This is a genomic window from Agarivorans sp. Alg241-V36 (assembly GCF_900537085.1).
Lineage (GTDB): Bacteria > Pseudomonadota > Gammaproteobacteria > Enterobacterales > Celerinatantimonadaceae > Agarivorans.
Genome location: NZ_UNRE01000003.1, coordinates 475,191 through 487,818, shown reverse-complemented (window position 1 = coordinate 487,818; position 12,628 = coordinate 475,191). Strand labels below are relative to the sequence as shown.

The 12,628-nt window shown below is 45.5% G+C and carries 12 protein-coding genes; 10 read left to right on the top strand and 2 right to left on the bottom strand.

What is annotated here, in order from left to right; translation table 11 throughout:
* Positions 1-10: 10 nt before the first annotated feature.
* Genes G6R11_RS09585 through G6R11_RS09575 form a run of 3 tightly spaced genes read left to right on the top strand, consistent with a single transcriptional unit; the run spans position 11 to position 3,127 of the window.
* Positions 11-964, top strand: coding sequence for an ABC transporter permease (locus tag G6R11_RS09585; protein WP_205472728.1), 954 nt, complete (start codon positions 11-13; stop codon positions 962-964).
* On the top strand, positions 961-1,770 hold the full coding sequence (locus G6R11_RS09580) for an ABC transporter permease (RefSeq protein WP_163132853.1): 810 nt from the start codon (positions 961-963) through the stop codon (positions 1,768-1,770). The genes G6R11_RS09585 and G6R11_RS09580 overlap by 4 nt, the downstream gene beginning before the upstream one ends.
* Positions 1,745-3,127, top strand: a complete 1,383-nt coding sequence (locus G6R11_RS09575; RefSeq protein WP_163132852.1) for an ABC transporter ATP-binding protein — start codon at positions 1,745-1,747, stop codon at positions 3,125-3,127. Before G6R11_RS09580 ends, G6R11_RS09575 begins: the two co-directional genes overlap by 26 nt.
* A gap of 81 nt (positions 3,128-3,208) precedes the next feature.
* Here the strand turns inward: G6R11_RS09575 and G6R11_RS09570 are convergent, their stop codons facing one another.
* The gene (locus G6R11_RS09570; RefSeq protein WP_163132851.1) at positions 3,209-4,153 is read right to left on the bottom strand and encodes a glycosyltransferase family 2 protein; all 945 of its coding nucleotides are present in this window, start codon (positions 4,151-4,153) and stop codon (positions 3,209-3,211) included.
* Positions 4,154-4,233: 80 nt separating this feature from the next.
* Here G6R11_RS09570 and G6R11_RS09565 point away from each other — a divergent pair, with 80 nt between their 5' ends.
* The 6 genes from G6R11_RS09565 (at position 4,234) to G6R11_RS09540 (ending at position 11,194) form a co-directional block, all read left to right on the top strand.
* Positions 4,234-5,631, top strand: a complete 1,398-nt coding sequence (locus G6R11_RS09565; RefSeq protein ID WP_163132850.1) for an O-antigen ligase — start codon at positions 4,234-4,236, stop codon at positions 5,629-5,631.
* A 144-nt stretch (positions 5,632-5,775) separates the two neighbouring features.
* Positions 5,776-6,780, top strand: a complete 1,005-nt coding sequence (locus tag G6R11_RS09560; RefSeq protein ID WP_163132849.1) for a glycosyltransferase family 2 protein — start codon at positions 5,776-5,778, stop codon at positions 6,778-6,780.
* On the top strand, positions 6,780-7,745 hold the full coding sequence (locus tag G6R11_RS09555) for a glycosyltransferase family 2 protein (RefSeq protein WP_163132848.1): 966 nt from the start codon (positions 6,780-6,782) through the stop codon (positions 7,743-7,745). The genes G6R11_RS09560 and G6R11_RS09555 overlap by 1 nt, the downstream gene beginning before the upstream one ends.
* Positions 7,732-9,153, top strand: a complete 1,422-nt coding sequence (locus G6R11_RS09550; protein ID WP_163132847.1) for a lipopolysaccharide biosynthesis protein — start codon at positions 7,732-7,734, stop codon at positions 9,151-9,153. Before G6R11_RS09555 ends, G6R11_RS09550 begins: the two co-directional genes overlap by 14 nt.
* A 141-nt stretch (positions 9,154-9,294) precedes the next feature.
* Positions 9,295-10,014, top strand: a complete 720-nt coding sequence (locus G6R11_RS09545; protein ID WP_205472725.1) for an acyltransferase — start codon at positions 9,295-9,297, stop codon at positions 10,012-10,014.
* 1 nt (position 10,015) lies between these two features.
* Positions 10,016-11,194: a glycosyltransferase gene (locus G6R11_RS09540; RefSeq protein WP_163132846.1), complete on the top strand. Its 1,179-nt coding sequence runs from the start codon at positions 10,016-10,018 to the stop codon at positions 11,192-11,194.
* An 82-nt stretch (positions 11,195-11,276) separates the two neighbouring features.
* On the opposite strand, the gene G6R11_RS09535 is transcribed toward G6R11_RS09540, so the two are convergent.
* Positions 11,277-11,882 (bottom strand): hypothetical protein, encoded by a 606-nt coding sequence (locus G6R11_RS09535; RefSeq protein ID WP_163132845.1) that lies wholly within the window; start codon positions 11,880-11,882, stop codon positions 11,277-11,279.
* A 158-nt stretch (positions 11,883-12,040) separates the two neighbouring features.
* On the opposite strand from G6R11_RS09535, the gene G6R11_RS09530 reads away from it, so the two are divergent.
* The gene (locus G6R11_RS09530) at positions 12,041-12,382 is read left to right on the top strand and encodes a YajD family HNH nuclease (protein WP_163132844.1); all 342 of its coding nucleotides are present in this window, start codon (positions 12,041-12,043) and stop codon (positions 12,380-12,382) included.
* Positions 12,383-12,628 lie beyond the last annotated feature (246 nt).

The following is a 12,628-nucleotide window of genomic DNA, read 5'->3' as shown; positions in this document are numbered from 1 at the left end:
AAAGTAAACGATGTTGTGGGATCTAGCTAAAAAGCGCTTATACCAACTTGTTTTGGTTGCTTGGGGAGTAGGGACGCTGACCTTTGTATTGATGCGTAGCTTACCAGGAGACATGGCTTATAGAATTGCAGCCAGTCGTTACGGGCAGGATAACGTTGATTCGGCGGCGGCTGAACTTGTTCGCCAAGAATTAAATTTAGACCAAGGTTGGTTGAGTAGCTATGTTAGTTGGTTGTTAGACCTACTGCAGCTCAACTTAGGTAATTCACTAGTGAGTGGATTACCGGTGAGCGAAATGGTGTTGCATCAACTTGGCCATTCACTAATGCTCGCAGGGGTGGGCATTGCCTTGTCGATATTGATTGCGCTGCCTTTAGGAACGCTAACGGCCAAAGAAGTATTGGGCAAAAAAGGCGGTGTGATTAACTCCTTGGTGGTGTGGTTTTCCACTTTCACTCGCGCGATGCCGGTATTTGTATTGGGGTTGATACTGATTTTGCTATTCGCCATTGAATGGCAATGGTTTCCTGTTGCTGGTTATGGTACTTGGCAGCACCTTGTTCTACCCAGTGTCACCTTGGCAATTAGCTTAGCGGCGGTATCTAATCGTGTTGTTCACAATAGCGTTGGCAAGGTGCTTCGCTCACCCTTTTATCTATTCTCTCGTGTAAAAGGCTTAACCGAAAGTCAGACCTTCTTTCGTCATGGTGTGAGAAACATGGCTGTGCCGATTGTTGCCTTTATTGGTATTCAACTGGTGAGCGTGATTGAGGGAATCGTGATGATTGAATCTCTGTTCTCTTGGCCAGGTGTTGGTCATGGATTAGCACACGCTATTTTCGCCCGTGATATTCCGGTTATTCAAGGCTGCGCCCTTACCATGGGCGTTTTGTTTGTACTTTTAAATAGCCTGATTGATGTGTTGTGTTACTGGATTGATCCAAGAGGTCAGCTAGAGAAATGATGAAACAAATTAATTTAAATCAAAAGCTTGGCTTAACAATACTGCTTGGCCTGCTGGCATTTTCAATATTGGTGGCATGCTTTTCTCCGCATAGTATTGATGAGCAAAACTTAGCACAGCGTTTACTCCTTCCAAGTGGTGACAACTGGCTAGGTACTGATCATTTTGGCCGAGATATGATGACCCGTTTAGCCAGTGCTATTGGCTTGTCATTTAGCTTGGGCGTGCTTTGCGTTATTAGCGCGTCGGTATTAGGTGTAACGCTTGGCGTTTGTTCTGCTTGGGCGGGAGGTCGAGTTGAGCAAGGTTTAGACGTAGTAGTGAATATTCTACTGGCGCTGCCTGGTTTGGTGTTGGTGTTATTACTGTCTGCGTTGGCGCCTGGCTCTTTTCTGGTGATGTACCTCGCTATCTCATTGGTGCAATGGGTTGAGTATTATCGCGTGACCCGCGCAATTACTCGAACCATTGTTGATAGCCCAGAGAGACAAGTTTCAGCGATGATGGGCTTTGGTAAGTGGTATCAATTTAAGCGCCATATTTGGCCAGCTGTGGCTCCTTCGGTATTTACTATGGCGGCTTTTGGCGCTGCGAATGCCATTTTAATGATGGCTTCACTTGGTTTTATCGCGGTAGGTATTCAACCTCCTTTGGCTGAGCTTGGCTTAATGAGTGTTGAGTTGTTCCCATTTTATATTGAAGCGCCATGGGTATTAGCTCAGCCCCTGCTAGTGGTTGCGCTATTGGTACTAGGTTTTCATTTATTAGCAGGAGCGAGCCGTGAATCTCTTAATTCAGCTGACTGATCTTTCGATTAAAGCAAAAGAGTTGGAGCTGCTTCAGCCTTTATCACTTAAGTTATACCAAGATAAACCGCTTACTATTCTGGGCCAAACGGGTTCTGGCAAGAGTTTGTTGGCTCAGGCCATTGTAGGTTTGTTACCCAGCGAATTATCGCAGCAAGGTGGGGTAGAGGTATTTGGTCAAGTTCATGACCGAAAGTCACTAGTTAACCTTTGGGGTCGCCAAGTGATAATGCTGCCGCAAGAACCGTGGCGCGCACTTGACCCCTTAATGCCAGCCTTTCAGCAAGTCTCTGAAGTTTACGAGTGTTTGCACAAGCTTGAAGGAGAAGCTGCATTTAATCGCGCCATAGAAGACCTAGACCGAGTGGGCCTAAAAAGCAGCGCTGCAAAACGACCTGGGCAACTGTCTGGCGGTATGGCGCAGCGTTTAGCGGTAAGCGCAGCAACAGCTGGTGGCGCTAAATTGGTACTGGCCGATGAGCCAACAAAAGGCTTAGATGTCAGCCGCAGAGACGACATAATTCAATTGCTAATCGATAGTGCCAAGGGTGGTGGTTTGCTTACCATTACTCATGACATTGAAGTTGCTCGCCAGATTGGCGGTGAGATTATTGTGATGAAAGAAGGGGTTGTGGTTGAGCGGGGCAGTGCTGAGCAAGTATTGGAGAATCCTCAACATGCTTATACCCAGTCGCTGATTGCCGCGGACCCGCGCCATTGGCAACAGCGAGAGAAAAGCCAAATAGCTAAGACCCCGGTGCTTGAAACCAAAAACTTGGCGATAGGTCGCAATGGCGCTGCGCTCTCTAAAGGCATCGAGTTTACGATTCATACCGGAGAAGTGGTTGGTGTGGTAGGCGACAGTGGCTGTGGTAAAAGTACCTTGGGCGATACCTTGTTGGGCTTACTTAAGCCAGTTGAAGGCAAAGTAAATAAGCTAACGAACCAAGCTAAACCTTACCAATGGCTAAAGCTTTACCAAGATCCTCCTGCGGCGATTACTGCTAGTGTTTCACTTGGGGTATTGCTTGAGGATTTACTCAAGCTGCACAAGCTTGATCGCAAGCGAGTGCCGGTTTTAATGGAAAAGCTAAACTTGGCACCAGAGCTTTTAGAACGCCGAAGCACCGAAGTGTCGGGGGGAGAGTTGCAGCGCTTTGCAATTTTGCGTGCCTTGTTACTAGACCCTGTGTTCTTATTTGCCGATGAGCCGACCTCTCGCCTTGACCCGATTATTGCTAAAGAGGTGACTGACCTATTAGTGGATTTGGCGAAACAACAAGGTTGTGCGTTGTTATTAGTAAGCCACGATCCTTATATGATTGAAAAACGCTGCGATACTGTAGTGCGTTTATAAGTGAATAAATATCAGTAAGAACAAAGGCGGCCTAAGCATCTTTGGTCGCCTTTTTGTTTGAATAGGAATAAGCTTTGTTTGTTATCTCAGCAATAACAAGTTTCGGGTATCGGCCAAGGTTTCAATAAGTCGGCGGCGGTTGGGCGAATAATACAGCGCCTGAATTCTTGAGAATATCGCTGATAGGCGCAGGCTTTGTTCATTACTTAATTCTGCTTCAGCAGTAGCGATGCGCGCTTTTGCTTGGGCTAGGGCTTTTGGTGATTGCTGCTTTATTGCAGGTGCATAGCGCTGGTAGATAATGTGCATAGCTTTAATCCGCAACTGGCTTTTGCTACTTTCCGAGCCATCACGCATTAGGTACTCACAATCACAATAGTTAGCAATGCCTACCGGCCCAAGCAGTGCCAGCTTCAACCATAAATCCCAGTCTTCTGCTGAAGGCAGTTGTTCATCAAAGGCGAAGCATTTTAGTAGCGCAGCGCGCGAGGCCATAACCGTTGAAGTGCCTACTACATTTTCGGCAAACAAGCTGGCGGCAGCGTCGGGTTTAAGCTGGTAGCATTTGGCTTGTTGGCTGAGCTGGCGATAGCTTGGCCAAAACTCGAAACAGGTTCCTCGGTCTTCACCGTTTTCTGCTACGTGGCGGTAATCAGTAAAACTAAAGCTTAGCGCTGGATTAGCTTGGTGAAACTTGATTTGGCGTTGCAACTTGCCGGCTAACCAAATGTCATCGGCATCTAAAAAAGCGATAAGCGGTGCTTTAGCTTGCTGAATCGCGATATTGCGCGCCACTGCCGGGCCTTTACCTGAGAGTTTAATTCTACGCAAATTAGGCATTTTTTCTTGTTGCGCTTGCAGCCACTGCCAGGTGCCATCACTTGAATTATCGTCTACTACAATAATTTCTAGCGCAGCTACGTTTTGTTGCTCAACACTTTCTAAGGCTTGCTTTAAGTAGCCTAAGCAATTGTAAGTAGGGATCACGACACTGCATACCGGTTGAATATTCTTAAGCTGAGACATAGTTAACTCCTGATTGTTAGCTGGCATTTAGCTTGCTTATAGCTCTACATAAGCAAGCTAAATGCCAGAGAGCGAATCAGATGAAAATAGCCATAGATAAGCAGCCTAAAACCGCAATACGCTTGAAGCCTATTGTTTGTTCGCTGTTGGTTATTTTTGTGGTTGTTTTGACTTGGTTTAAGCTTCCTAATCCATTGATCCCTATAGCCTTAGGCGTGCTGCCTCTATTGGTGGTAGCCGTGATGAAGCAGCCCTTTTGGGTAGTGCTTGGCTTTGTTTGTTTTTCTTTTTTCCGCTTGCATGAAGCCTTTCCTGCTTTATATGTTTTGCGCATTCCGCAACTATTAGCCTTGGCTTCGCTGGCCTGTTTAGCTTGGCATTTGTTTATTTCTCGCAAAATGCAAATCTACTGGGGTAAAGAGCTTAGCTGTCTAATGTTATTTGTGGCTTTGTGCGCGGTAGGCGTGGTGTTTGCCAGCAGTAGGCCGGTTGCCATGGCCTACTTTAATGGTGTGTTTAGCAAAATAGCCTTAATGACGGTGGCTATTGCTTGGTTGATGCGCCGTCCTGAAGATTTTGTAAAGGCGGCAATTGCCTTTTGTGTGTGCGGTTTAATGATAGCCATTGTTGCCCTGCAAAATGCTGCAGCCGGTATTGAAATGGTAGAAGGCACCCGTGTCACCATTGGTCGTTCTATGGGCTCGGTATTGGGCGATCCTAATGACTTAGCTTTAACCCTGCAATTCCCCTTAGGTTTTGCCTTGGCTTATAGTTTAAAGCGAGGTGTGTCTTTGGTTCGTTTATTAGCTTTGGTGTCTGCAGTTACCATTATTATGGCTATTTTAGCCACCCAAAGCCGCGGCGGCCTGCTGGGTATTGCTACCATTAGCGCAGTACTGGCTTGGCGAAGAGTGGAAAACAAAGCATTGCTAATAAGTGCCGGGGCCTTGGCTTTGCCGATACTATTTGTATTGGCCGGCGTGTCCGAGCGTAGCTCGGGTGGGGCGGCTGAGTCGGGTATTGACGAGTCATCAATGGGCCGTATTTATGCCTGGCAAGCGGCTTTCAAAATGGCCCTTTATAATCCTATTACAGGCGTGGGCATAGATAACTTTTATGCGAACTACTATTTTTTCTCATCTCACTGGGATGGTAAAAACCATGCAGTGCATAGCACTTGGTTTGGGGTATTGGCCGAAACCGGTTTTGTGGGTTTTATGGTGTTTTGCACTTTGCTATTTAAAGTATGTAGGCTGGCCCACCAAAATCTGCAAGCCTTAGCCTGTGAGGCAAAGACAAAACATGCGGGTTTATATTCCTGTGCCGAAGGGGTGTTTGCCGGCATGTTGGGCACTATTGTTTCAGGCACTTTTCTTACTCAAGGTTTCACCTGGCCAATTTATATATTTACTGCCTTAGTGGTGGCGATTGCTCAGCTACTTCGTCAACCATTGCATAATGCAAAGCCCACTAAATAACACCTTTGTCTGCTTTCTTTTTTCTATCTATATCATTGAAAAATAGCCACTAATCCTTGCTGGCCTAGCTCTTGCTGTAGTGTTGCTATGACCTGTAATCGAACTTGAACTTTAAGGTCGATGAATAGCAAAGAGGGCTTCGCCATGTTTAATGTATCTATTATCGTTCCCGTCTATAAATCTGAGCACTACCTTGCGAGTTGTTTGAGCTCTTTGGCAAAACAAACGCTAGAACATGTTGAGGTGATTGTGGTGATTGACGCTTCTCCAGACAACTGCGCGGCTATTGCTGGAGAGTTTTGTATTCAATACCCAGAGCGTTTTCGCAAAATTGTATTGGAACAGAATGTTGGAGTGTCGATGGCGCGTAACATTGCCATGCAATCTGCTCAGGGAGAATACATCGGTTTTGTAGATAGCGATGATTATGTAGAACCCAACATGTTTGAGCTGATGTTCTGCAAAGCCTTAAATACCAATGCTGATGTAGTGAGCTGCCAGATGCGTTCTTTCGAAACGCACGCTTCCAGTGTGGAATACCACAATATTCCCACCAAAGAGTATTACGACGATACCTTTGTTACTAATAAACTATTTCGTCGAGTTTACTTGCTATCTAAACAAATCAATTTTTACAGCAACCTGATTTTTGAGGATGAACCTTTTGTTTATACCGCGCGTTTTGCCACGGAGAATGTCGCAGAGGTAAAGCAAGTGCTATACAACTATCGCTTGAGCCCAGAGGGTTTGTGTCGAGGCGATAATCATGGCCGATTTAACCTCTACGACAAGCAACTTATGCTAGCGAGGTTTTTGGCAGACATGGAGCGCAGAGGTGCTATTGAAGACCATGCTGCAGAGCTATTGCAGTGTTTAGCTAACCATGCCTTAAGCGCGCTTTATTATCATATTTCGGCCATCGATTTATTAGGCTTCTTTAGTTTTATCGACCATTTAGTCGCAAAGTATCGCTTAGTTGAACGCTGCGTGGTATTGCCTCAAGACTATAAGGTGAGCCGCTATCTAAAATTTCGAGGCTCGGTAGCGCGCATTGTACTGTTGAGTTATTGGGTTAAAGCGCGCCAGCTTAAACAGCAATTTTCGGCAGGGTTGTTAGCTCCAAGCTTTAGTACAGAAGGAGCAAAATAATGGAGAGTGTATTTGCTTCTCAAGTGAGCGTGTCGGTGATAGTGCCTGTATTTAATACCGAGCAATATTTATTACTGTGTTTAAGCAGCTTAGCTAAACAACACCTTCGCTCACTAGAGATCATTGTAGTGATTGACGCCTCTCCAGATAATGCCTACCAAGTCGCGACGCGTTTCGCCCAGCAGTCTAGTTTGCCGATCCGAATCGTTAATTTGGAAAAAAACGTTGGCTTAGCGCAAGCGCGAAACATAGGTATGAGCCACGCTAAAGGCCAGTATTTGGGTTTTTTAGACAGTGATGATTATGTTGATGAAAACATGTATCAACACATGTTTAACCAAGCCAGTGAGCAACAGGCTGATTGGGTCAGCTGTGGCTTTAGCAAATTTTCTGACCATGGGGTGGAGTGTTACGCCCATCAAAATATTAGCGAAAATACTTCGGTGTGTAACAAGCTATTCCGTCGTAGTTTTATTCTTCAGCATCAAATCAGCTTTCCCCAAGGGGAGCTATTTGAAGACGAAATTTTTTCTTACATGGCTGAGCTGTTTGCCGAAACCGTGGTGCATATTGACCCACCTTACTATTTTTATCGCCATAACCAACAAGGTATTTGCCGACGTGCTGGTGCCGATAAACATCGCTTGTATGCACGAATGTCTTCCATTGGTGATTTTATGCAACGCATGGAGCAAAGTGAATTGTTGCCTAAGGCTGCACCGCAATGTTTAGAAATGCTGTGCCGCCATGCTTATTTGCAGCTAAGAACCCAAGTGAGTTGGTTTGATTTGCTTTGCTATTGGCGTTTTACCCAGCACCTAATTGAAAAATATCAGTTAAATAATGGGGACGCGTCAGCTCAAGATAATTATTTTGTGAGCAGTTTTAGTAAATGGCACAGCCGAGAGTGGGCGCTGTGGCTGATTCGGATCCGCGCCGGGAGAGCTAATTATGCTGTGGAGTAAGCTCAAACAAGCGCGCCAGTCTCTGCAGGAAATGGGCATATATGGCGTATTAATGATCTTGCAGAAAGGCATTGGCCTAATGATGCTGCCGGTAACAACCCGCTACCTGAGCCTGCAAGAATACGGTGTACTAGAAAGCTTAGTGGTGATTTTTTCGCTATGTTCTCTGCTGGAAATTAGCGCTGGAGCCTTACCGCGTTTTTATCCCGAGTGTAAAGACGCTTCGGCCAAAGCCAATCTTATCTCCTCTTCTGTTTTATTGAGTTTAAGTTACGGCTTGCTTTTGGCGGTAGTGGCTGGTTTCGCCTTAGCGTTGGTGCCCTTAGAGATATTCGCCAATTTGAGCCTTGTGCAGCTAGCAGCTGTGGCAGCGGTGATAGCATTTTCTATTGCCTTACAGCCAATCATGATGTGGCTGCGCATTGAGCGCCGGGCTAATTGCTATTTTTACTTGGTAGTGGCACAAGCTAGCTGCCAAGTAATGGTGACTTTGTTGGGCTTACAGCAAGGTTGGGGAATGGACGCCGTAATTGTTGCTAGTGTTTCGGCTAATGCCTTGGGTTTAAGCATAGGTTTGTGGTTTTGCCGAAAGCAGCTCAAGTTAAAGCTAGATCTAGCCTTATCCAAGTTAACCTTAAGCTATCAGCGCTGTTTAATTGGAGCCTCACTTGCGCTTTTCATTATGCATGGCTTAGATCGCCTGTTATTGGCAGAGTGGTTAGGGGCAGAAACACTGGCTCAGTACGCCATTATGATTAAAGTGGTAGAAGCCACCGCCATGGCTTTTGGTGTGCTAGAAAGTTGGTGGTTACCGCGCCGGTTTACGGTGTTGCAGCAAAGCAATGGGGCGAATGAAGTGTGTGTGGTTCATCAGCGTTTGCTGTTGGCGCTTATGCTGCTAATACTGTCTGCCGCTTTGTTTGCGCCTTTGGTGCTCAAGTGGGTACTGCCAGTTGAATACTTAGGCGGCATAGAGTGGCTGCCGTTAATGTTATTGGCTTTAGGGTTCAAGTTAGCTACAGCGGTCACCGACATAGGCTGCTATTTACCTAATAGCCCTGTTTGGCTTCCCCGAATAAACGCTCTGTCTGCAGTTTTGGCCGTTGGACTGTATTACTTACTTATTCCAAGCTGGGGTGTTTGGGGGCTAATTGTGGCCACCAACAGTGTATTTGCCCTGCGCTTTGTTTTGTTTACTATGATGAGCTTAAGGCTACAGGCCCTGCCTTATAAAGTACTGCCTTTGTTGGCGGCCTTACTTCCTCCCTTAGGTTTATTGTTAGCTTTACCCTTCTTAACTCCCTCTATTTGGACCTCTCTGCTACCTGTAATTGGTTTGAGCTGGCTGTTGGCCTGGGGCATGCAACTGATAAAGCCAACAGTGCATTTTAAGAAAGCTTATGTTTAAGGTGAAAAGAGCCAATTGCAAACTGCAATTGGCTCTTTTGTCTCTTGTTAAGTTATTGAATTAATGATGATTATTTTGTTGGCATAAATGCTGCTATCTATGAGTAAAGACATCACATTTACTTGTTATAGGGGAATGTTCATGAGCAGCATGTTTTTACATCACACTAAGCATTGGCTTAAAAGTAGTGACTCTGCCACAGCAAAAAAACTGTTTAGTTTGCTAAAAGCAATCAGGTTGTGCCAGCTTCCTAAAGTGCCATTGTTATTCTCACTGTTGTATCGACTTCATACCAGCCTTAGCAATTTTCTTTGCAGCCTACTGAGAATATTATGGTGGACGCCGTTATTTAGAAGCAAAACCAGCGGTCCCTCTCAAGCCTTATACCTTTATGGCGGTATGCCTTTAATTAGCGAAGGGCTAAGTATAGAGCTTGGCAACCGTTGCCGAATTTCTGGGGCTACTACCTTTAGCGGTCGTAGCAGTTCTGGCTCTCCCGCGCTGTTGCAAATAGGCGATAACGTGGACGTTGGTTGGCAAACTACCATCGCGGTAGGCCGCACCGTAAAACTTGGTAACAACGTGCGTATTGCAGGGCGTTGTTTCATGGCGGGTTATCCAGGCCACCCTCTAAATGCTGAGCAACGCGCAGCGGGGCTGCCCGAACTTGATGAGCAAGTGGGCGATATAGTTCTTGAAGATGATGTGTGGCTAGCCACGGGCGTATCCGTAATGGCCGGTGTCAATATTGGTAAAGGCACTGTGGTAGCCGCTGGCAGCATTGTGACTAAAAGCTTACCCGCTGGAGTTTTGGCTGCGGGTGTGCCTGCCAAAGTCATTAAATCAATTGAGGAGAAATAGTATGAAACGCGATCTCATTGTATTTGGTGAAGACTGGCAGCGTCATCCTAGTAGTAGCCAGCATGTGATAACTGAACTGGCTAAAAATCACCGTATTCTTTGGATTAACTCCATTGGTTTACGTCGTCCTCGCTTAAGTTTACGTGATGCAAAAAGAGTGATGGAAAAAGTCGTGTCGATGTTTTTTAGTCCTAGTACATCATCTTCATCTAATAATTCAGCGCCAAAAGCATCCGTGGAAACGCCGGCTAATATTCATGTATTGTCGCCGATTGCGTTGCCCGCGCCACGCAGCCGTTTTTTCCGTTGGTTTAACCGCTGTTTGTTAAAAGCTCAGGTTAATAAACAAGTTAAGCACCTTAAGTTGAACAACCCAGATCTGTGGATTGCTTTACCAACTGCAGTAGACATGTTGGGGCATCTTAACGAGCGACAAGTTATTTATTACTGTGGCGATGACTTTAACGCTCTAGCTGGGGTAGACCACAAACATGTTACTGAGTGTGAAACGCAGTTGGTTGAAAAGGCTGACCACGTATTAGTGGCCAGCGACATGCTGTTGCGTAAGTTCTCTAAGAAGCCACGTTTGGCAATCAAAACCCGTATTCTACCCCACGGCGTTGACTACAACTTATTTGTTCGCCCATCAAGCCCGGCGCCTTCTATTTTAGAGGGCGGTCCAGTGGCTGGCTTTTATGGCTCAATCGCGGCTTGGTTAGATATTCCTTTGATTGTTAGTGTTGCTAAAGCTTTGCCAGAGTGGCGCTTTGTATTTATTGGCCAAGTGCAAACCGATATCTCTGCCTTTAAACAAGTCTCGAACATTGAGGTTTACCCAGCAGTAGCCCACAGTGAGTTGCCTAGTTACGTTCAACATTGGCAGGTATCTTGGTTACCGTTTAAAGCCTGTAAGCAAATTACCGCTTGCGATCCACTTAAATTACGAGAGTATTTGGCGGCAGGGCGCCCCATTGTAAGTACGCCTTTTCCTGCGCTTAAGCCTTATGCGGGTATGGTGACTCAAGTTGAGGAGCCCTTTCAAATGGTGGAAGCATTGCAAGACAGCTTGCAAATACCCTTGGCTTTGCAACAGCGCAGAACATCTTTTCAAAGAATGAGCGTTCGTTCGGAAAGTTGGGGAGAGCGGGCAAAGCAAGTGCACCAGTTATTATCTTGTTAAGTGCTAACGCAAAATTGCAGGCTTTTACTCGTTGCTAAACAATGAGCGCAGTTTATCTAGTGTGAATCAACAAAGTGTTGGCTTAGGCCACACTTTGTTGATCGTTATCTGGCTGGTTTTTTTCTGGAGGCTGTAGCGATGAAGAATGGCTAAACTGGGTAGGTTTTACTTTTTTAATTGGGCGGGCGATAAATTCTCCACCACATTGTGGGTGAACTAAACCTGTAGCGACTTCTTTATCGTTGCTGCGTTGCCAAAACTGACCAATGATGTTTAATGAGGAGTCGATAACAGCAACCTCTAGCGAGCCACAGCAAACACATTTGGCTTGGTTAGCCCGTTGCCTGGCCACATCTAATTCTGCGCCTAGGGTTAGTAGGTTTTCTACCGAGCGACGCCGAACTCGGCGAAGCTTGCGATTGAGTAGCCGCTGCCAGTAGTTGGTTTTTAAGGTTTTTTCTAAAGCGGACACTTGGCGAACAAGTTCGCCCATTTCTTTGATGATGAGATTGATATCTCTAAACTCTTCGGCGGTAACCAGACCTTCACATTGTTTACACCAGCCCAGTGTTCTTCTTAATGGAAGTTCTAAACCGTTATACAAAAATACTCGCCAGCCGTTTACTTGGTCGGTGGTAGTGCTGCAATGGCAGCGATCGCAGTGTATTTGAGTTAACGATTTTTCCATAGCTATTCCCTTAGCGCAATTAAGCTTAGTGTGGATTATTTTCGAGAAATTTGAAAGCGCTTACCCAAGTTTCTAGTTATTAGCGAATCAATGCCGTTGAGTTACGTGTTTATTGGTGCTGGTGTTATAGTGTTCGGCAAAAATAGCTGGAGAAGAGAATGGCTAATATTCCAAATAACTATGCAAGCCTTGAACAAGGCTACCGAGAGAAAGCACTAAAACTGTTTCCTTGGGTATGTGGGCGTTGTGCTCGAGAGTTCCCTTATTCTAATTTGCGAGAGCTAACGGTGCACCATATCGACCATGATCATACTAATAACCCAAATGATGGCTCAAATTGGGAGTTATTGTGCTTGTATTGCCATGATCATGAGCATTCTAAATATACTGAGGCCGCTCAGTATGGCTCAACGGTAGAGGCTGGCAGTGACTTAAAGCAAGATTTAGCAACTTCCAACCCATTTGCTGACCTTAAGGCTATGATGGACAAAAAGAAATAATTCTAGCTGAGTTGCCGCTATTCAAACTGGCGGTAATATCTACAATAATGCAGTTGCGCTAACGTTTAAGCCAACTATGCTGATTATTGGGTAGGGGAGTTATACTTTTTTTATTGACTGACAAGAAGATACGAATTTAACTAAAAACCCGAGACTAACTGGCTTGCGGCTATTTGTTGACACTAGTTTAAGACACTTTTTTAAAGAAATTTCGCAATAAATCGCTCAAATACAGTTCACCCTCTC